This is a genomic window from uncultured Clostridium sp. (genome assembly GCF_934754925.1).
In the GTDB taxonomy this organism is placed as follows: Bacteria; Bacillota; Clostridia; order Clostridiales; family Clostridiaceae; genus Clostridium.
On record NZ_CAKVJA010000010.1, the window covers coordinates 41989 to 63192 of the forward strand.

Below are 21204 nucleotides of genomic sequence, written 5' to 3' on the forward strand. Positions count from 1 at the left end.
TCCTAACTAACTATAAATATATACTTCATTATACCATAAACTGTGCCGTATGTGTCATAATATAATATTGGAAAAATAATAGGCTATATCAAAATTTTAGATATAGCCTAATAATTTTATTTTTTATTTCCTATCTTTTTAGATAAATACATATACTCTATAATTTTCTTTTTATCATAAAGCAATTTTTTATCTAAAATAGTTGTCATTAAAACTTGTGCCAAATGCTCTGCATCATGCTTTACATATCCCTTAGTTATCTTTACTAAATCAGTTTCAACAACTTTAACATTTAAATCTTCTATGTTTTCATAATCTAATTTTACTAATTTAGATCCTTGACTTAAATATCTTTCTTCTACATCAGTAGGAATTGTCCCATTATTTGCAATAACATATTGAACACTATTTTTCCCACTATACTTCATTAACGTCTTTATATGATCAGATACTGCAAAATTATCTGTTTCTCCTGGTTGAGTCATTACATTAGATATATATATCTTTATTGCATCACTCTTATTTATTCCTTCAACTATGTCTTCCACTAATAAATTAGGAATTATACTAGTATAAAGACTTCCTGGTCCCATAACAATAGCATCAGCTTCTTTAATGGCTATAAGTGCATCAATTAACGGCTTAGCTTTTTCTGGATTAATTTTTAATTGTTTTATTTTACTTTTTTGTTTTATAACCTCTTCTGGGATTATAGATTCACCTTCTACTACATTTCCATTTTCAAGTTCTGCTATAAGCTTCATATCATCAAGTGTAACAGGTAATACCTTTCCTGTTACTGCAAGTACTGAACTCATTTTTTGAACAGCATCTTCAAAATTATCACTTATTCCTGCCATTGCAGCTAAAAATAAATTACCAAAATTTTGACCCTTTAATGATCCTTCTTTAAATCTATACTGAAGTAAATCTTCCATAATAGGCTCAGTATCAGCTAATGCTAAAATACAGTTACGTATATCTCCTGGAGGAAGCATTCCAAGGTCTGCTCTAAGTTTTCCTGATCCTCCCCCATCATCTCCAACTGTTACTATTGCTGTTATATTATTTGTATATAACTTTAATCCTCTCAACATTGTAGATAGTCCTGTTCCTCCACCAATAACAACTACTTTAGGACCACCTACATGAACTCTCTTCTCATCTACAAGTTCTTCTATATTCTTATCATTTATGGTTATTTTAACTTTTTCAGAATTTATTAAAGAAATAAAAGATTTAACGAATTCCGAAAATGCTATATACATTATTACAATTCCAATTAAACTTAAAAATAAATATAAAAGTCTTATAGAGTTGCTGCAATCTTTATTTGAAAAAATTTCAACAACTCCTAATACAAGCACCACTACCCCAACGAATCCAAGGAATATCCATCTTTTCATCCTTATTCCCGGCTTCATTAAAAATTCCATTATCATAGCTTTTTATCCCCTTTATGAACATCTTCCTTAATATCTCTATGTTCAATATACACATTATAATTTTTCTCATATAAATTCTCATAAATCTCATTTGCTATAGCTACTGATCTATGTCTTCCACCTGTGCAACCTATTGAAATAATAAGTTGTCTTTTACCTTCTTTTTGATAGTTAGGAATTAAAAATTCAAGCATATCATTTACTTTTTCTAAGAATGATTTAGTTTCATCTTGTTGTAATACATAATCTCTAACTGGTGCATCCAATCCAGAAAACGGCTTTAATTCTGGTATATAAAATGGATTTGGTATAAACCTAACATCAAATACTAAATCAGAATCAACTGGTATACCATACTTAAATCCAAAGCTTAATATAGTAATTGATAATTGCTTTTCTGGTAATGTTTCATCTCCGAAATACTTAGTCATTTCTTCTCTTAAATCACCTATTTTATATTTTGAAGTATCTATTATAATATCAGCTTTATCTTTAACTTCTCTTAATTTCTTTCTTTCTAATGCAATTCCAGTTATAACTCTACCTCCACCAGATAATGGATGGCTTCTTCTTTTTTCCTTAAATCTTTTTACAAGCACCTCATCAGTTGCATCTAAAAATAATATTTCATATTTAAATTGTTTTTTCTCTAAATCTCTTAAACTTTCAAATAAGTCATTAAAGAATACTCCACCTCTTATATCTATAACTAATGCAACCTTATCTATTTTCCCATCACTTTGTCTACATGCTTCTGCAAACTTGGTTATTAGTGTAGGTGGAAGATTATCTACACAAAAATAACCCATATCCTCTAAGCTTTTAGTTGCCTCTGATTTACCTGCTCCCGATAATCCCGTAACTATAATAAATCTCATGTAATACCTCCAAAAATCTCTTTTTTATAAAATCAACAATTCTTATTTTAATTACAATACAAAAATTAAACTAATGAAATTAAAATTTATTACCTTTTTCTAATGTAACTAATTTCAATTATATCATATATATCAAAATTTTAACTATTTCATTATAAAACTTAAATATTATATTAAATAAAGAAGCTATTTAAGTAACTTCTTTATCAGTATTCTTGTCTTAAATTACCTACATTATACTTAATATATATTATGACTAATCAATTATTTGTGTTACATCTTTTTGAACTCAATACATTTTCCAATTATCATATATAGCCTTTATATATTTTTCAAAATTATCTCTTTGAGTATGATTATTATCATAATATACTTTATTTTCAGTTACTATATTATTTAGGGCAATTGAATCCAAAGTATACATTTTTTTATATTCTCCCGCTTTATATAGAGTTCTTAATTTCTCACCTATATCTAATAATGAGTTATAATACTCTCCATTAGAAAATCCCCTTATTATATTTTTATCTGATGAATATTTAGAAAAAAATAATGACTTAGCTAACCATCCTTCCATAGCAATTCCGTCCCTTGTTGTATTAGTTAATACATGGTTTATATAATCAGTAAATTCAGTAAAGTTACCATCATATAACTTTATTCCAACTATCGGGTACCAAAGTCCCCTAATCTTCCCACTATTGGTTCCTGATGATCTAAAGAAAGGTAATATCACTCTTTCTATACCGTCATCATATTCAATATCAACATCTATTAATCCTATAACTCTAAATGGCTCTATAGTATATAAATTTACTCTAAAACTTTCAAGATATATTTTAGATGAATCAATTAACTTAACCATAATATCACCTTCTCTTAATCTTCATTTGTTTTTTTAAGTATTTCAAGTTGTTCTCTTACTTGCTCTATATTATCGTATTCTTCTTCAATACCCATTAATTTCTTTTAAAAAATACTCTCCTCCTTATTTAAATCTAGTTCTTCATACCAAGGTTTTTCTTCCTTTGAAGATGGTATATATGATGAATAATATAAGTGAATTAAAAAATCGCCTATATACCAATAATCTTCCTGTTTCATATATTTTTCATTATCTATATATCTAGCTAGTCCAAAATCAATTAGTGCTAATTCATGATTATCTTTTATAATTACATTAGGCAATCTAACATATCTATGAACTATATTTTCCTTATGCATTACTTCAACTAAATCAAAGAGTTTTTTAACTATTTGGTAAATTTCACTTTTTGAAAAAACATATCTATCTTTAGTTATTAAATGTTCGAAAACAATTCCTTCAATATATTCTAATATATATCCTTCTCTATATTTATCTTTAAATTTCGATATAAACTTAGGAATCTTGGATCATTCAATTTACTTAATACGCTCTCTTCATAAAATAACTTTTCTCTTGTTTGCTTAAGCATTTTTTTCTTTAATTGCTTTATTACATATTTTTCTCCCTTTTCATTTATAGCTAAATATGCAATTCCATACCTACCTTCTCCTATTAATTCAATAATAGTATATTCCCCTATCTTTGAGTTTTTCTTAAAATACTTATCCATTGTTTTCATCCCTATTTTTTAAGAATACCTTATTCTTCCCTACTACATCCTATGATTTTAATAATGATTACGTTACATTTTTTATTGTTATGTTTATCATTTTGAAATTTAAATTATTAAATACTAAATTAATATGTATAAAAAAAGAAGCTACCAAATTGGTAACTTCCTATTCTTCCCCTATTATTCTTACTTCTGTATGAAGGTCAACTCCAAATTGTTTTTTAACTTCATCTTGAATATGCTTTATTAAATCAGTAATATCCTTAGCTGTAGCATTTCCTTTATTAATTACAAATCCAGAATGTTTTTCTGAAACAGCTGCTCCACCTATAGAATATCCTTTTAAACCTGCATCTTGAATAAGTTTACCAGCAAAATACCCTTCTGGTCTTTTAAATGTACTTCCCGCTGATGGATATTCAAGTGGTTGCTTAGATTCTCTCTTATTAGTTAAATCATCAACTAAATCCTTAATAGTTTTCACTTGACCTTTTTTTAATTTAAATACAGCTGATAATACTGTATATCCCTTTTTCATAACTAAAGAAGATCTATATCCAAAATCTAATTCCTCATTTGTAAGGGTTATTACATTGCAATTTTCATCAATTACTTCAGCACTTTCAATAACATGTGCAATTTCTCCATCATAAGCACCAGCATTCATGAATACAGCCCCACCAATTGTTCCTGGTATTCCACATGCGAATTCAAATCCTGTTAATGAATTCTCCATAGCTTTATCTGAAACTGCTTTTAACATTGCACCACATTCTGCTTCAATTCTCTCATCATTTACAGTTACATTGTGAACGCCCTTTAGTGATATAACAACACCTCTAAAACCACCATCTCTAACTAATATGTTAGAACCATTTCCTATAACATAAACCGGAATATTATTTTCCTTACAAATACAAATACTCTTTTTTATTTGTTCTTTTGACTCTGGAATTAATAAAATATCAGCCGGTCCTCCAACTTTAAAATTAACATAACTACTTAACTTCTCATCTATCTTAATATTATCTTCATTGTAAAATTCTCTAAATAGCCCTACAAATTTACCGTATTTATTCATGATAAGCTCCTTAAAATATAAAATATTTACAGTTTAATAGTATAAAGTATATTATAACATTAAACAAGTAATTTCCTCTTAATTATTGCCATTAAAGTAAATATAAATACTTTCTGCTGATTTTTTATCTATAGATGGAACCTCTAGTAATTCCTCTATTGTGGCCTTTTTAATATTATCTACACTTCCAAACTTCATTAATAAAGCTCTTCTTCGTTTTTCTCCTACATTAGGTATATCATCTAAAATAGAATGTAACGTTCTTTTATCTCTTAAACTTCTATGATATGTTATTGCAAATCTATGAACTTCGTCTTGTATTCTTCTTATTAATTGCATTAAATTTGAGCTTCTATTAATAAGTAATTCTTTATTATTATATACTATACCTCTAGTTTGGTGTTTATCATCCTTAACCAATCCGCATACTGGAATATTTATATTTAAACTTTCTAGCACTTCTAGTGCTATATTTACTTGTCCTTTACCTCCATCCATCATTATTAAATCAGGAAAATTAGAAAACTTTCCTGCAGATAATTTTAAATTTCTTTCTTGAATGGCCTTTACTTCCTCTAATCCGTGATTAAACCTTCTAGTTAATATTTCTCTCATACTGTCATAGTCATTAGCACCCTTTACAGTTTTTATCTTAAATCTTCTATAATCACTATTTTTTGCTCTTCCTTCTTCAAATACAACCATTGTTCCTACAGAATCAACACCTTGAATATTTGATATATCATAAGCTTCTATTCTAGATGGCCATTCATCAAGCTCTAACAAGTGTTGAAGCTCTTGTAAGGATATTCTATTCATTTCTTTATCTTTCAAATATTTATCCTTAAATTTTTCCAAGGTAATCCTTGCATTATTCTTAACCATTTCTAACATATCTTTTTTCTGTCCTTTTTGAGGAACCTTAATCCATACCTTAGATCCTCTTTTTATAGTTAAGTATTCTTCCATTAGCTCAACTTCATTAATTTCAGGGACATATATTGTTTTAGGAACTTTAGCTGTACCTCCATAAAATGATGCTATAAATTCTTCTAATATCTCTGCTATACTTTCATTTGCTGTGTTTTCAAATAAAAAATGCTCTCTTCCAAGTATCTTTCCATCTCTAGAGAAAAATACTTGAATACAACTATCCTTTTCATCTTGATCTATATTAATAAAATCTTCATCGCCCTCCATAGTTTTAAATATCTTTTGCTTTTCAACTATGGCTTCTATTGCTAATATCTTATCCCTTAATGATGCAGCCTTTTCAAACTCTAAATTTTCTGCTGCAGTTTCCATTTCTTGTTTTAGCATTTTAGTAACATAAGTATCTTTTCCACTTAAAATATCAATTATATCAGTTATCATTTTTCCATACTCTTCTTTGCCTATATATCCTCCGCAAGGCCCAAAGCATTTTTTTATATGATAATTTAAGCAAGGTCGTACAGGCTCCCCCTTTTCCTTTATTGCTAATTTACATGTTCTTAAAGGAAATATCTTATATATCAAATTTATAGTTTCATATACTGCTGCTCCATTAGTATATGGTCCAAAATACTTGCTTCCATCTTTAGCAAAATTCCTAGTTACAAAAACTCTTGGAAAGTCATCCTTAGTTGTTATTTTTATAAAAGGATAAAACTTATCATCCTTTAACAATATATTATACTTAGGGCTATATTTCTTTATTAAATTACACTCTAAAATAAGTGCTTCCATCTCTGAATCTGTAACTATATACTCAAATTCAGCAATATTCCTTACCATAACTCTTACTTTTTCAGAGTGATTCTTTGAATTTTGAAAATAACTTTTTACTCTATTCTTTAAAATCTTTGCTTTTCCAACATAAATAACTTCACCTAATGAATTCTTCATCAAATAAACTCCAGGTTTATCAGGTAAATTCTTTAAGTGATATTCAAAATCAAACATATCTATCTACCCTCTCTTTTGTAAAAAGTTAAGAGTTAAAAATTAAGAGTTACTAATTTAAGGATGAAACTTCTATAGAAGCTTCTAAAATATTATTTTTAATTTAGCTCTGACTAAATTAATACCTTAATTCTTCACTCTTAACTCTTAACTCTTAAATAACCGAACTTATTAACTTTTTAAATTTATTATTATATAGAAATTTTTTCATTAATGTCAGTTCTAGATTAGTCTCCTAAAACTGCTTGCCTAACAACTTTACTAGCTACTGTTGCTGCTGCTCCTGAACCAGTACCACCATTTTCAACAATTACTGCAACTGCTATTTGTGGATCATCCATTGGTGCTGCCGCTATAAACCAACTATGTGGAGTGGCTTCAGTTCCATCTGGTAAAGTATAATCTGCTGTACCAGTTTTACCGCCTGCATTAGTTCCTTTAAATGCTGGCCACTTACTTAAATTACTATTAACTAAATTAGTCATATAATCTTGAACTGTTTCAGCTATATCACTAGACATAACTTGCTTTAATTCTTTACTATCTATAGTTTTTATTATATTTTGATCTTTATCAACAATTGAATTAACTAACTTAGGTTGCATCATAACGCCATCATTAGCTACTGTAGCTGCTACTAAAGCCATTTGCATAGGTGTAGCTAAAACACTTCCTTGCCCTATTCCGCTTTGAGCTATATTACCAACCTCTGAACTGTCTAATGAAGGGAATCTACTTGCTGTTATAGATACTCCTGGTCCAGTTATTACTGAATTAAATCCATAGCTTTCTGCTGTAGTTTTTAATGCATCATTTCCTAATTCCATTGCTAATGTCCCAAATACAACATTACTTGATACTTTATATGCTTGCTTTAAATCTATTGATCCGTATACATTATTTCCAAAATTGCTTAAAGTTCTTCCATCTTGGAATTTTATTTTACCATCATCTTCAAAGGTTCTATTTACTACTGATGGAATATTTTCTAAAGCACTTGTTAATGTAACAGTCTTAAATACAGATCCTGGAGGATAAAGTCCATTTATAGCTCTATTAATTAATGGTGTATCATCTGCACTACCACTATTTGCTTTATTCATTTCATCTGCTAAGTTATTAGGATTAAATGTTGGTTTTGATACCATTGCTAATATTTCTCCTGTTTTAGGATTTAATGCAACAACAGCACCTTTATTATCTCCTAATGCATCTGAAGCTACCTGTTGTAATGTTGTATCTAATGTTGTTACAACACCATTTCCTACTTTATCATCTTCTTTTGTTAATTCATCGAAATTAATCCCGTCCATGAATGTTTTAAAATTTTCTGAAAGATTAAAACTTCCTGTATTTTCTTTATCATTTTTTATATTTTCTATAAGCCCTTTTATATTAATGCTATCTAAAAACTGTCTAAAGTTATTTCCAATAGCATTATAACTAGTTAATTCACTTTCATATTCCTCTTCTAAACCAGTAGTTCCATAAACGGCACTTGTATATCCTAATGCGTGAACATATAAATTATCATATAAATAATCTCTCTTTTGAGATGTTTCATTTAATCTTTCACTAGTTGTTAAAGGATTACCATTTCTATCATATATAGTTCCTCTTAAAACTTCATTTTTTACAGCAATAACCCTTGTATTTCCTGGCATATCATTAATCTTAGGACTCTTAATCAATTGGAAATAAGCAATATAGGATATTAATGCTATAAAGAAAACTAAAAATACTGTCATTACATTTCTAACGCTTTTTGCTAAATCATTCATATCCTTATGCCTCCTCTGATATCTTTTGCAGTATTCCTAAAGCAAAGAATATTGTTAATACTGATGAACCACCATAACTTACAATAGGAAGTGTTATTCCTGTCAATGGTATAACTGCAAATATTCCACCTATTATAACTAATGTTTGACAAGCTATCATTGTACTAAATCCAACAGCTATTAATTGTGAGTACTTATCATCTGTAACAAATGCAGCTCTTATACCCCTGTAAAATAATAAGAAGTATATTATCATTAATCCAATTGCAAATATTATTCCAAATTCCTCACAAATAATTGCGTAAATCATATCACTTTCTTTAACTGGCAAGTTCTGAAAATGTCCTTGTCCTAGACCAACTCCAAATAATCCACCAGCTGCGATTGAATACATTCCTTCAACTATTTGATATGATTCTCCTAAGGCATATTTCCAAGGATCAAGCCAAATCATAACCCTTTCTCTCACGTGTCCAAACATTGAATAACCAGCAACTGATCCAATAGCTGCTAAACCTAATGCTGTAAATACATACTTTTTCTTTGATGTTGCAACATATAATAATGTTATTGAAATTCCAAAGAATATTAATGCACTTCCTAAATCTCTTTGAAGTACCATACATCCCATAGAAAACCCTGCTACTAATGCAGGTTGCCATAACTCCTTGAATTCTTCTTTGAAGCTCTTCTTATTTTCATATGTAGCTAAAGCTGAAGCTAAATACAACACAAGAGCTATTTTACCAAACTCTGAAGGTTGAAAGGAAATAGACTTACCTATTATAATCCAGTTCTTTGCTCCATACTGTTCTGTACCAAATATTAAGGCTAATGGCATTAGTAATAAAGTTACTATCATATATATTTTTTTATACTTTGAAAAACTCCTTAGATCAGGTAGAATTACTACAATTAAAATATATGATATCATACCTATAGCAATCCAAACTAATTGCTTAATTGCAGTTACTCTATTTATTCTATATAATGTTGCTACTCCTACTACTGCTAATACACTTGAAAAAATTAGTATAAACTTATCTCCATCTGGATAAAATCTTCTAATTATAAAGTGGGAATAGCCTATTAGGACACATAAGACTATCCCCATTACCACTGCAAATGTATCAAAGGGTTTTTGTAAAAACCCTAAAGTTATGAAAAGTAGTAAGCATAGCAGATATACTAATCTAAGTAATCTTTTTTCACGCTTTAATGCTTTCATAAATCCACCTCTAATTATTTAAATGAAACATCTTTTCCTATAGTCTAAGATGTAAGTTCAACTATCTAAATCAAAGATTTAGAGTTTCACTTAAATGAAACATCTTTTCCTATGCTCCAAGATGTAAGTTCAACTATCTAAATCACAGACTTAGAATCTTACTTACCTGATTTTAAAACCTTAAAAATAGCACTTCCTATTTTGATTTCATCACCAGCAACAAGTTTGAACTTTTCTTCTATTTTTTCACCATTAATATACACACCATTTGTACTATTTAAATCTTCAACATATAAATTATTATTTTTAGTATATAGCTTTGCATGATTACCTGATACAAAAGGCTCAGTTAATATAATTGTATTTTCTTGCTTTCTTCCTAATGTTGTTATTCCTCTAATAGGCACTACCGAACCTTGCTCTAAAGTCGAGTTAACACCTGTTTGAATAACCTCTATACCATATCTTATACCTGAATTGTTATTTTTTCGTTTTCCGCCAGTCTTAACATCCTTATACATTATCTTTAATGCATAATATATAATGACATATAATAAAATTATAAAAATTATTCCAGCTATAAAAGTGGCTACCTTTCCAAAACTCATATTTTCACCTCAAACTAATGTATATTTACCATTATATATTAAATCTTATTGTAAAAAATAACAAGCCATCTAAATTATCTTAACAACTTCTTAAGATATCTTCCTGTATATGATTTATCCTTTTTAACTATATCCTCTGGTGTACCTTCAGCTACTAAAGTACCTCCTTTATCTCCACCTTCTGGACCCAAGTCTACTATATAATCAGCGCATTTAATCATATCTAAATTATGTTCAATAACTACAACAGTATTTCCTGCATCTACTAGCCTTTGTAATATATATACTAATCTGTTAACATCATCAACATGAAGTCCTGTTGTTGGCTCATCTAAAATATATAGTGTCTTTCCTGTACTTCTCTTAGATAATTCAAAGGCAAGCTTAATTCTCTGTGCTTCTCCTCCTGATAATTGTGTTGATGGTTGCCCTAATCTTATATATCCTAATCCTACATCCTTTAATGTTTGAATCTTATTCTTTATTCTTGGTATATTTTCAAAGAAATCTAAAGCTTCTTCTACAGTCATATTTAAAATATCATCAATATTTTTACCTTTATATTTAACTTCAAGAGTTTCTCTATTGTATCTCTTACCCTTACACACTTCACAAGGTACATAAACATCAGATAAAAACTGCATTTCTATTTTTATGATTCCATCTCCTGCACAAGCTTCACATCTTCCACCCTTTACATTAAAACTAAATCTTCCTGGCTTATATCCTCTCATTTTAGCTTCTGGTGTTTGAGCAAATAATTCTCTTATTATATCAAAAGTTCCTGTATAAGTTGCTGGATTTGAACGTGGTGTTCTTCCTATTGGACTTTGATCTATATCTATAATTTTATCTATACTTTCATAACCAGTTATTTCTTTGTAAGTACCTGTTGGATTTTTACTCTTATTTATTATCTTATTTAATCCTTTATAAAGAATTTCATTCACTAATGTACTTTTACCAGATCCAGAAACACCAGTAACCATGGTTAATACTCCTAATGGGAATTTAACTGTTAAATTCTTAAGATTATTTTCCTTAGCTCCTACAACAGTAATAAACTGTCCATTCCCTTTTCTTCTAGACTCAGGAACTTTAACTTCTTTTTCCCCTGTTAAATATTGGCCAGTTATAGATTCCTTACATGCTTTAATTTCATCTACAGTTCCTGCTGCAATAATTTGTCCTCCATGCTCTCCTGCCTTAGGACCAATATCTACTATAAAATCAGCTTCTCTCATAGTATCTTCATCATGTTCAACAACTATAACAGTATTTCCAACATCCCTTAAATTCTTTAAGGTTTGAATCAATTTATCATTATCTCTTTGGTGTAATCCAATACTAGGTTCATCTAAGATATATAAAACTCCCATTAGTGCAGATCCAATTTGAGTAGCAAGTCTGATTCTCTGAGCCTCTCCTCCTGAAAGTGTTCCCGAACTTCTTGATAAATTTAAATAATCTAATCCAACATCTACTAAAAATTTCAATCTACTCTTAATTTCTTTAACTATTTGGTCACTTATTATTCTTTCTTTTTCAGTAAAGTTTAATGAATTAATAAAATCTAATTCTTCTTTAATAGGCATTTGTGTGAATTCATATATGTTTTTATCTCCAACTGTAACTGCTAAAACTTCTTTATTAAGTCTAGCTCCTTTACATTTTGGACAATATTTATTACTCATATATTGCTCTATTTCACCTTTAATTACATCTGAGTTTGTTTCTTTATATCTTCTTACAAGTGAATTTATTTCTCCATCATATGCATATAAATACTTACCTTTTACTCCATCCTTAGTATATGTAACTATTAACTTATGTCCATTTGTTCCATATAATAATAAATCTATATTTTCTTTTGATAATTCTTTTATAGGCTTATTTAAATCTAAGTCATACTCCTCACTTAATGCTTTTAAAATTGCATAAGTCCATGAATCATCTTTTAATCTTCCTTCTCCCCAAGTTGCAATAGCACCTTCCATTACACTTAGATCTTTATTTGGAATAACTAAGTCTGGATCTATCTCCATTAATGTTCCTAAACCATCGCACTTTTCACACTTTCCGAAAGGAGCATTAAATGAGAACATTCTTGGTTCAAATTCTTGTATATTTATTCCGCAATCTGCACAAGCAAAATTTTCACTAAATAATATATCTTTATCTCCAATTATATTTATTATTACTAGCCCCTCACCTAACTTTAACGCAGCTTCTAAGGAATCACTTAATCTACCTTCAATCCCTTCCTTAATAACAAGTCTATCTACTACAGCTTCTATATTATGTTTTTTAGTTTTTTCTAATTTTATTTCTTCTTCTGCTAACTCATATATTTCACCATCAACTCTAGCTCTCACATATCCATTTTTCTTAATATTTTCTAATACCTTTTCATGTGTTCCCTTTTTTCCTCTTATAATTGGTGCTAAAACTTGAATCTTAGTTCTATCCCCAATAGCCATTATTTGATCCACAATTTGATCCACAGATTGCTTGCTTATTACCTTGCCACATTTAGGGCAATGTGGAATACCTATTCTTGCATATAATAATCTTAGATAATCATATATTTCTGTTATTGTTCCTACTGTAGATCTTGGATTTTTACTAGTTGTTTTTTGGTCTATTGATATTGCTGGTGATAATCCTTCAATATAATCAACATCTGGTTTATTCATTTGACCTAAAAACTGTCTTGCATATGATGATAAAGATTCAACATATCTTCTTTGTCCTTCTGCATATAACGTATCAAAAGCTAATGAAGACTTACCTGAACCTGATAATCCTGTAAATACTATTAATTTATCTCTTGGTATTTCTAATGATACATTCTTTAAATTATGTACCCTTGCACCCTTTACTATAATTTTATCTTTCATTTCTTTAACCTCTTTAATATACTTCATTATTTTATTTTTGTCAGAAATAGTATATTTTACTCTCGAACAAACATTCTTTATTTAATTTTAGATTTATTGATTTTTATTGTCAATGAATTTTAACCTTTGTTTACTTTAATTTTTAATATAATAAAAAGCATTTCCCTTTAATAAAAGAAAATGCTTTTTTATTATTTGTTCGTTTATTTTCTATAATATTTTAAAATGTGTAGTTGGTATTATAATAGTTTTGTTTAATAATAGTTTTGTTTAATAATAGTTTTGTTTAATAGTAATTTATTTGTTTAATAATATTTTAAAATTTTAATTAATATCTAGTATCTCCAAGACCACAGAATGCGTCTACTGGACTAACTCCCTTAAATTCTGAACGTCCCATCATTTTATCAACTAACGCTTTAAGAGTGTAATCTTTACTATCGTAAGTATTTATATAAGTCTTAACTTGTGGTACGTCAGCTAAGTGGAATGGACATTGTACTGAAACAAAGATAGTAGGTATTTCATTTACGTAGAATGGAATATCTGGAGTACCCTTGCTTGGTGGCCATTGAAGACGTTGGTCAACACTTGCTCCTACATCAGCTAAGTTTATAATTAAATCATATTTTGAAGTTAATTCAGCTATTGGACGCTTACCAGCATAAACATTTCCAAGAGCTGCTCCCATTTCTTCTTTTGGTAATTTCATAATCTTATCTATTGGTGATTCGTATATTTCTACTTGGAATCCTTCTTGTTCTAATAATTCTTTCATTATATCAATAGGTCCTTTTTGTGGTCCTTGCATAAGAGCTATAAATTTACCAAATCCACCGTCAAAACCTTTAGCATTTACAAGTAATACTTTCTTAGTCTTTTCTGGTGATATTGGGAATATTTCCTCATTATTCTTAACTAAAGTTATTGCCTTATCAGCTATTTCTAAAGCTGCCTTTTTATTTTCTTCTAAGCCAATCTTAGCCATAGCTTCTTCTTTTGGTTGTAATATCTCAGTTTTAGCTTTCTTGTGTAATCCTAAAGAAGCCTTTAAACCTAATATTCTACTTAATGCATCATGAAGTCTTTCTTCAGTTATAACTCCATTTTTGTATCCTTCCATCATCCATTGGAAATCTTCATCTGGATCATTGAAGAATAAGAATAAATCACTACCTGCAGCAATTGCAGTTGGTAACATATCTTTACGCTTCATAGCTGAAGTCATAGCAACCATGTGAGATGCATCAGTTACAACTAATCCATTGAATCCCATTTGACCTTTTAATAAATCTGTTAATACATGTTTACTTAAAGTTGCAGGCATATTCATTTCTTGAATTGTAGCTTCTGGATTAAAGTGTTTTACGTATTCTGGTAAAGCAATATGTCCAGCCATTATTGATGGAAGACCTGCTTCAATTAATCCAGAATATACTTTTCCAAAAGTAGCATTCCATTCTTCAACAGATAAAGTATTTGGAGCAAATGATAAATGTTGATCTCTTTCATCTATACCATCTCCAGGGAAATGCTTAGCAGCTGGTAAAATTCCAGACTCCATTATTCCTCTCATGTATTCTAAAGATAACTCTAAAGTTTGGTCAACATCTGCAGACCAAGTTCTAGTAGATATTATTGGGTTTCTCCAGTTTCTGTTTATATCAACAATTGGTGCAAAACTCCAGTTACATCCTATAGCAGCTGCCTCAACCCCTGATATTCTTCCTAATTCATAAGCATAGTGTGGATCTTGAGTTGCTGCAACCTTTACTTCCATACCTACATATGTTCCATCTGTACATGCTCCATTTCCACCCATTTCTGTATTAGCAGCTATTAATAGTGGAATTTTAGAATTTTCTTGTAATATTCTATTTTGTTCATATACTTCCTCAGCTTTACCTGGATTATAACGAACAGCCCCTATATGATAGTTATCTAAAACACTTTTTAAATATTCTTCTTCTCTACTTGCTCCCATATTTACAAATAGTTGTCCTATTTTTTCTTCAATAGACATATTATTTATTGTGTCTTCTACCCATTTTATAGATTCTTCATCTAAATTATATGGCTTTGCTTTTAAATTTACCACTTGAGTTTCCTCCTTAATATATACATATTTTCTAAAATATACTTATTATAGTTAATATTATTTTTTTAATTTTTTATTATGCTGCTCTTCTCTTTTTTAACTCAGCATTCATTTCTGCTAATTTCTTAGTAGAAAGATTATATACAAATAATATTATTAATACCGTTGCACCATATCCAATTAATGCTGCACCTAAAGTTATATTTTTAATTCCTTCACCTACTGCTGGTAATTGTTGTGCAACTCCTGATTTATATCCTAAGAAAGATAATGCAAATCCACCTATACCACCTGATAAAGCTTGAGCTAATTTTCTTGCTAATGAATAAGAAGAATAAACAGTTCCTTCATTTCTTTCTCCAGTGATATATTCTTGATAATCTATAGCATCTCCAACTAACGCCCATACAATTGTATTAAATAATCCTGTACCTAATCCTGATACAAATGATAATATTACGTACATACCTGCTGTTAAATTTGGCATAAAGAACATTATTGCATAAATAGCTGTTGTAAATGCTACCCCAACTACTGCTGATTCTTTCTTACCAAGCTTTTTAACTATTATTCCTACAAATGGAATAATGCTTAAGCTTGCAACTATACCAACCATTCCACCTAAAGCTATTAATGTTGTGTTATGGAAGTATTCTTTAAATAAATATGCATTTAAAGAACCAACTGTTAATGAAGCACTCATTAAAGTAAATGATGCTAGTGCAACACCTATGAAAGCTCTATTTTTTACTAATCCCTTTAAAGTACCACTCATACCTTGCTTACTTTCGCTCTTTTTATGAACAATTCTTTCTCTAGTTAATCTAAAGTTAAATATAAATGATACTGTAGAAATTATTGCAAGAATTATAGCACATTTCATAAATCCATCTGCAGTTACTTCTCCGTTAACACCAAATACAATTTTTGGAACCATAAACATTACTAAAAGGTTTGCAGCCATAGAACCAATATTTCTAAATGTTGATAATGCAGTTCTTTCATTTGGATCATTACTCATAACAGATGCTAATGAACCATAAGGAATATTTACTGCTGTATATAACATTCCATATAAAATATATGTTACATAAGCATAAGGTAATCTCATACCTTCTGGTAATCCTGGTATTGCAGTAAATGCAATTATTCCTACTATAATCATTGGTAATCCAAATCTAATAACATAAGGTCTAAACTTACCATGTTTTGTAGTTCCAACTTTATCTACAAGAACACCCATTATAGGATCATTGATAGCATCCCATATTCTAGCTACTACAAATAATGTACCAACAGCAGCTGCACTTATTCCTAAAACATCTGTGTAAAATAGCATCAAATAGTTACTTACAAATGCAAAAAATACTGCACATCCAAAATCACCTAATCCATAACCTATTTTGTCACTAGTACCAAATGGCTTTATTTGTTCTTCCTTTTTACTTATTAAATCAAGAACCATAATTAATTTATCCCTCCCAAAATAATTCTTTTCATTTATGAATACATTTACATTAAAGTTATTACACTACTTTTATGTAGAATGGAAATATTGTTTATTAAAATTTCCATTCTACATAATTATTTATTATCTTTTGAAATATCTCTCTGAATTTTTGTAACAAATATTTTGAACAATTTCACCAAGTATCTCTTCATCATAAGGATATTGTCCAGACTCAACTAAACCACCTAAATAGTTACATAATATTCTTCTAAAATATTCATGTCTTGTGTATGATAAAAAGCTTCTTGAATCTGTTACCATTCCAACAAATTGACTTATAAGTCCAAGTTGAGATAATGCCATCATTTGTCTTTCCATTCCATCCTTTTGGTCATTAAACCACCATCCTGATCCAAATTGAATCTTTCCAGCTATGCCTCCAGTTTGGAAATTACCAATCATAGTTCCTATAACTTCGTTATCTTTAGGATTTAAGCAGTATAAAATTGTTTTTGGAAGTTTATTTTCCTTATCTAATTGATCTAATATTCTTGAAAGGGAGTATGCTATTTCACCATCATCAATGCTATCAAATCCTGCATCTGCTCCTACCTTATTAAACATCCTTGTATTATTGTTTCTTAATGCACCTATGTGTAATTGCATAACCATTTTTCTTTCTGAATACATTTTTCCTAATGATATTAGTAATGCAATAGAATACTTTGATGCTTCTTCATTTGTTATGTATTCACCATTTAAGGCCTTTATAAATATCTTGTTAATTTCTTCACATGAATAATTATAAAAAACAACTCTTTCTAAGCTATGATCAGTAATCATACATCCATTGTCATAAAAATAATCTAATCTAACTTCTAGAGCCTTTTCTAAATCATCAAATGATTTAATTTCAATATTACTAACTTCTGATAATTTTTCTATATACTCTTTAAATCCTGAATTTTGTATTTTCATTGCTCTTTCTGGTCTAAAGCTTGGATTAACTGAGCAATTAAAATTATCATCTTCTTTTATTTGCTTATGATATTTTAAATCATCTATTGGATCATCTGTAGTCCCAATATAAACAACATTAGCCATTTCAATTAGTTTTTTAGCTGTTAACTTATTTTCTTTTATAGCTTTATTACATTTGTTCCAAATAATATCAGCAGTTTTTTCGCTTAAAATTTCTTCTACACCAAAGAATCTCTTAAGCTCTAAATGAGACCAATGATAAATAGGATTTCCAATTAAGTATGGCATCATTTTTGCAAATTGATAAAATTTATCATAATCACTTGCATTTCCTGTTATATACTCTTCATCTATACCAAAGCTTCTCATAGCTCTCCACTTATAGTGGTCATGGTATAGCCACATTTCAGTTACATTTTTAAATTCATGATCTGTGGCTATTTCCATAGGAACTAGGTGACAGTGATAATCAAACACTGGCACCTTTGAAGCATAATTATGGTATAAAACTTTTGATACTTCATTTTCTAGTAAAAAGTCTTTATCCATAAACTTCTTCATTTTATTATCCCCTTAAAATTATTTGTTACCTTTTTCCTTTTGAATTGCTTCAATTAGACCATTTATATAAACCGCACCTAATGCTCTATCATATAATCCGTATCCTGGTCTACCAGTTTCCCCCCAGATCATTCTTCCATGGTCCGGTCTGTAAGGTCCTTGGAAATCATAGTCACAATAAGCCTTAACTATTTCATAGAAATCTAAAGAACCTGCTTCTGATAAATGAGCTACTTCATTGAAGCTGCTATCTCCAGTTATTTTTACATTTCTAAGGTGGGCAAAATGTATTCTATTTCTTTCTTTTCCGAAATAGTTAACCATTTTTACCATGTCATTAACCTTCGTACATCCTAAAGATCCTGTACATAATGTAACTCCATGATATGGACTATCGTATAAATCTATAAATCTTTTTAAATTGTCAAAGTTAGTTATTATTCTTGGTAATCCAAATATTCCCCATGGTGGATCATCCGGATGTATTGCCATTTTCATTCTTACTTCGTCAGCAACTTTCATTATTCTTTGAATAAAGTAGTTTAAGTTATTCCATAAAGCTTCTTCATCTATATCTTTATATTGTTCTAATAGACCTTTAAGTCCACCCTCACCATAAGATGTATCCCATCCTGGTAATTCTAATTCCCCTAAAGCTGGATCCATTTTCTTAACTTGATCTTCATCATATATTAAGCAAGTTGAACCATCTTCTAATTCATAATTTAAATCAGATCTTGTCCAATCAAATACTGGCATAAAGTTGTAACAAATTGTATCTATTCCAGCCTCTGCTAAGTTTCTGATTGTTTGTATATAGTTATCTATATATCTATCTCTTGTTGGTAAACCAAGTTTTATATCTTCATGTACTGGTACACTTTCTATTACTGAAAGCTTTAATCCATGACTTTCTACTTCGTTCTTTAATTCTAAAATTCTTTCTAGTGGCCATACTTCTCCAACTGGAATATCGTATATAGCCGTTACTATACCTTTCATTCCTGGTATTTGCTTGATGTATTCAATCTTAACTGGATCATCTTTACCATACCATCTGAACGTCATTTCCATGATTCTTTCCTCCTATTAATAAGTTATTATTTTCAACTTTACAGTACACTTTTCGAATACTAGTATACTACTTAGTTTAAAAAATTTTTAACCTCTAATTTTCTCCATCTTTTGCATGAAAGCTTTAGCTGTATTTTCTATATCTTCAAGTGATCCTTTTATTAATGAACTTCCAACACCTACGCAAGAAACTCCATTTGCAAACCACTCTTCAATATTATCCACTGAAACTCCACCTGTTGGCATTATTTCAACATGCGGAATAGGAGCTTTTATTGCTTTTACATATTTTGCTCCGAATACATCTCCTGGGAATAACTTAATCATTTTATTTCCAGCATCCATAGCTCTCATTATTTCACTTACTGTCATACAACCTGGTAAATAAAGAACATTCATTTCCTTACAAACTGTATTAACTTCTTCACTATATCCTGGACTTACAACATATTTTGCTCCAGCTTCAATTGCGTCAGAAGCCATTTTAGCATTTAAAACGCTTCCAACTCCAATTAATGCTTCTGCATGTGAGCTATACTCTTTTATAAGTTCACATACATTTGGTATTGTATAAGTAAGCTCCAATGATTTAACTCCACCTCTTAAGCAAGCTTCCATATAGCCTCTAGCTTCTTCATGACTTTTACCTCTAACTACAGCTACTACTCCATTTGCTTTTAATTCACTTAAAATCATTGTTTTAATCCTCCTATACTCCTGAATAAGCAGAGAATGCTCCATCTACTGGAATAACTACTCCATTTACAAATCCTGATGCTTCTTCAGATACTAAGTATAATAATGTTCCTATTAACTCATCAGCTTCACCAAATCTTCTCATAGGTGTACTATTTAATATTTTCTCAGTTCTTGGTGTTGCTGTTCCATCTTCATTGAATAATAACTTTCTATTTTGATCTGTTACAAAGAATCCTGGCGCTATTGCATTAACTCTAACTCCAACCTTAGACATATGAACTGCAAGCCATTGAGTAAAGTTACTTACTGCTGCTTTTGCTCCTGAATATGCCGGTATCTTTGTAAGTGGTGTAAATGCATTCATAGATGATATATTAATTATTGTAGTACCATCTCTGTTAATCATATCTTTACTAAACTCTTGTGATGGAAGTAATGTTCCTAAGAAGTTTAGATTAAATACAAATTCTACACCTTTTGGATCTAAATCAAAGAATGTTGTTAATTCTTCATTTTCCAAATCCTCAATTTCTAAATACTCTTTAGTAGTAGTTCCCTTTGGATGATTTCCCCCAGCTCCATTTATTAATATGTCAACTGGTCCAAACTCTTTAAGAATTATTTCATGAGCTTTTCTTAAGCTTTCTTTATCTAAAACATTGGCTTCAATACCAATTGCTGTTCCACCTTTTTCATTTATCTCTTTAGCTTTATTATCACAAGCTTCTTGTCCTAATGCTAAAACTGCAACTTTTGCTCCACATTCTGCAAGTGCGTCTGCCATCGCTCCGCAAAGAATCCCTGTCCCACCTGTTACAACACAAACTTTATCTTTTAAATCAATATTAAATGGTAATTTCATTTTGCATTCCTCC

17 protein-coding genes are annotated in these 21204 nt (G+C 29.6%); all 17 read right to left on the bottom strand.

Going from position 1 to position 21204, the window contains the following annotated elements; genetic code table 11:
• Positions 1 to 116: 116 nt before the first annotated feature.
• The 17 genes from Q0G30_RS05465 to Q0G30_RS05545 all read right to left on the bottom strand — a co-directional run bounded on the left by Q0G30_RS05465 (position 117) and on the right by Q0G30_RS05545 (position 21191).
• Positions 117 to 1442 (bottom strand): gluconeogenesis factor YvcK family protein, encoded by a 1326-nt coding sequence (locus tag Q0G30_RS05465; RefSeq protein ID WP_294387576.1) that lies wholly within the window; start codon positions 1440 to 1442, stop codon positions 117 to 119.
• Positions 1439 to 2323, bottom strand: coding sequence for an RNase adapter RapZ (rapZ, locus tag Q0G30_RS05470; protein ID WP_294387580.1), 885 nt, complete (start codon positions 2321 to 2323; stop codon positions 1439 to 1441). The genes Q0G30_RS05465 and rapZ overlap by 4 nt, the downstream gene beginning before the upstream one ends.
• Positions 2324 to 2612: 289 nt before the next feature.
• Positions 2613 to 3188 (bottom strand): hypothetical protein, encoded by a 576-nt coding sequence (locus Q0G30_RS05475; RefSeq protein WP_294387582.1) that lies wholly within the window; start codon positions 3186 to 3188, stop codon positions 2613 to 2615.
• 104 nt (positions 3189 to 3292) lie between these two features.
• The gene (locus tag Q0G30_RS05480; protein WP_366013565.1) at positions 3293 to 3712 is read right to left on the bottom strand and encodes a protein kinase; all 420 of its coding nucleotides are present in this window, start codon (positions 3710 to 3712) and stop codon (positions 3293 to 3295) included.
• Positions 3658 to 3921, bottom strand: a complete 264-nt coding sequence (locus Q0G30_RS05485; RefSeq protein ID WP_294387584.1) for a hypothetical protein — start codon at positions 3919 to 3921, stop codon at positions 3658 to 3660. The genes Q0G30_RS05480 and Q0G30_RS05485 overlap by 55 nt, the downstream gene beginning before the upstream one ends.
• A 169-nt stretch (positions 3922 to 4090) precedes the next feature.
• Positions 4091 to 5005, bottom strand: coding sequence for a UDP-N-acetylmuramate dehydrogenase (murB, locus tag Q0G30_RS05490; protein ID WP_294387586.1), 915 nt, complete (start codon positions 5003 to 5005; stop codon positions 4091 to 4093).
• A 78-nt stretch (positions 5006 to 5083) separates the two neighbouring features.
• The gene (gene uvrC, locus Q0G30_RS05495; RefSeq protein ID WP_294387588.1) at positions 5084 to 6949 is read right to left on the bottom strand and encodes an excinuclease ABC subunit UvrC; all 1866 of its coding nucleotides are present in this window, start codon (positions 6947 to 6949) and stop codon (positions 5084 to 5086) included.
• A gap of 227 nt (positions 6950 to 7176) precedes the next feature.
• Positions 7177 to 8730 carry a penicillin-binding protein 2 gene (locus tag Q0G30_RS05500; RefSeq protein WP_294387593.1) on the bottom strand — a complete coding sequence of 518 codons (1554 nt, stop codon included), beginning with the start codon at positions 8728 to 8730 and terminating at the stop codon, positions 7177 to 7179.
• A gap of 4 nt (positions 8731 to 8734) precedes the next feature.
• Entirely contained in the window at positions 8735 to 9958 is a 1224-nt protein-coding gene (locus Q0G30_RS05505) for an FtsW/RodA/SpoVE family cell cycle protein (RefSeq protein WP_294387598.1), read from the bottom strand.
• Between the two features lie 158 nt (positions 9959 to 10116).
• Positions 10117 to 10566: an FHA domain-containing protein gene (locus tag Q0G30_RS05510; protein ID WP_294387601.1), complete on the bottom strand. Its 450-nt coding sequence runs from the start codon at positions 10564 to 10566 to the stop codon at positions 10117 to 10119.
• Positions 10567 to 10640: 74 nt separating this feature from the next.
• Positions 10641 to 13466 carry an excinuclease ABC subunit UvrA gene (gene uvrA / locus Q0G30_RS05515; protein ID WP_294387604.1) on the bottom strand — a complete coding sequence of 942 codons (2826 nt, stop codon included), beginning with the start codon at positions 13464 to 13466 and terminating at the stop codon, positions 10641 to 10643.
• A 328-nt stretch (positions 13467 to 13794) separates the two neighbouring features.
• The gene (locus tag Q0G30_RS05520; RefSeq protein ID WP_294387608.1) at positions 13795 to 15564 is read right to left on the bottom strand and encodes a glycoside hydrolase family 3 N-terminal domain-containing protein; all 1770 of its coding nucleotides are present in this window, start codon (positions 15562 to 15564) and stop codon (positions 13795 to 13797) included.
• Positions 15565 to 15640: 76 nt separating this feature from the next.
• A complete protein-coding gene (locus Q0G30_RS05525; protein ID WP_294387611.1) occupies positions 15641 to 17029 on the bottom strand; it encodes an MFS transporter in 1389 nt (462 codons plus the stop codon).
• Between the two features lie 126 nt (positions 17030 to 17155).
• Positions 17156 to 18556, bottom strand: coding sequence for a glucuronate isomerase (gene uxaC / locus Q0G30_RS05530; protein WP_294387614.1), 1401 nt, complete (start codon positions 18554 to 18556; stop codon positions 17156 to 17158).
• An 18-nt stretch (positions 18557 to 18574) separates the two neighbouring features.
• Positions 18575 to 19630 (bottom strand): mannonate dehydratase, encoded by a 1056-nt coding sequence (gene uxuA, locus Q0G30_RS05535; RefSeq protein ID WP_294387616.1) that lies wholly within the window; start codon positions 19628 to 19630, stop codon positions 18575 to 18577.
• Between the two features lie 87 nt (positions 19631 to 19717).
• Positions 19718 to 20326: a bifunctional 4-hydroxy-2-oxoglutarate aldolase/2-dehydro-3-deoxy-phosphogluconate aldolase gene (eda, locus tag Q0G30_RS05540; protein WP_294387619.1), complete on the bottom strand. Its 609-nt coding sequence runs from the start codon at positions 20324 to 20326 to the stop codon at positions 19718 to 19720.
• Positions 20327 to 20339: 13 nt separating this feature from the next.
• A complete protein-coding gene (locus tag Q0G30_RS05545) occupies positions 20340 to 21191 on the bottom strand; it encodes an SDR family oxidoreductase (RefSeq protein ID WP_294387622.1) in 852 nt (283 codons plus the stop codon).
• Positions 21192 to 21204 lie beyond the last annotated feature (13 nt).

What these genes read in the sequence shown, in the direction of transcription:
- murB (WP_294387586.1), bottom strand. Translation starts at nt 5,005, where the DNA reads ATGAATAAATACGGTAAATTTGTAGGGCTATTTAGAGAATTTTACAAT.
- eda (WP_294387619.1), bottom strand. Translation starts at nt 20,326, where the DNA reads ATGATTTTAAGTGAATTAAAAGCAAATGGAGTAGTAGCTGTAGTTAGA.
- Q0G30_RS05475 (WP_294387582.1), bottom strand. Translation starts at nt 3,188, where the DNA reads ATGGTTAAGTTAATTGATTCATCTAAAATATATCTTGAAAGTTTTAGA.
- Q0G30_RS05500 (WP_294387593.1), bottom strand. Translation starts at nt 8,730, where the DNA reads ATGAATGATTTAGCAAAAAGCGTTAGAAATGTAATGACAGTATTTTTA.
- Q0G30_RS05485 (WP_294387584.1), bottom strand. Translation starts at nt 3,921, where the DNA reads ATGGATAAGTATTTTAAGAAAAACTCAAAGATAGGGGAATATACTATT.
- Q0G30_RS05525 (WP_294387611.1), bottom strand. Translation starts at nt 17,029, where the DNA reads ATGGTTCTTGATTTAATAAGTAAAAAGGAAGAACAAATAAAGCCATTT.
- uvrA (WP_294387604.1), bottom strand. Translation starts at nt 13,466, where the DNA reads ATGAAAGATAAAATTATAGTAAAGGGTGCAAGGGTACATAATTTAAAG.
- Q0G30_RS05545 (WP_294387622.1), bottom strand. Translation starts at nt 21,191, where the DNA reads ATGAAATTACCATTTAATATTGATTTAAAAGATAAAGTTTGTGTTGTA.
- Q0G30_RS05465 (WP_294387576.1), bottom strand. Translation starts at nt 1,442, where the DNA reads ATGATAATGGAATTTTTAATGAAGCCGGGAATAAGGATGAAAAGATGG.
- Q0G30_RS05505 (WP_294387598.1), bottom strand. Translation starts at nt 9,958, where the DNA reads ATGAAAGCATTAAAGCGTGAAAAAAGATTACTTAGATTAGTATATCTG.
- uxaC (WP_294387614.1), bottom strand. Translation starts at nt 18,556, where the DNA reads ATGAAGAAGTTTATGGATAAAGACTTTTTACTAGAAAATGAAGTATCA.
- rapZ (WP_294387580.1), bottom strand. Translation starts at nt 2,323, where the DNA reads ATGAGATTTATTATAGTTACGGGATTATCGGGAGCAGGTAAATCAGAG.
- uxuA (WP_294387616.1), bottom strand. Translation starts at nt 19,630, where the DNA reads ATGGAAATGACGTTCAGATGGTATGGTAAAGATGATCCAGTTAAGATT.
- Q0G30_RS05510 (WP_294387601.1), bottom strand. Translation starts at nt 10,566, where the DNA reads ATGAGTTTTGGAAAGGTAGCCACTTTTATAGCTGGAATAATTTTTATA.
- uvrC (WP_294387588.1), bottom strand. Translation starts at nt 6,949, where the DNA reads ATGTTTGATTTTGAATATCACTTAAAGAATTTACCTGATAAACCTGGA.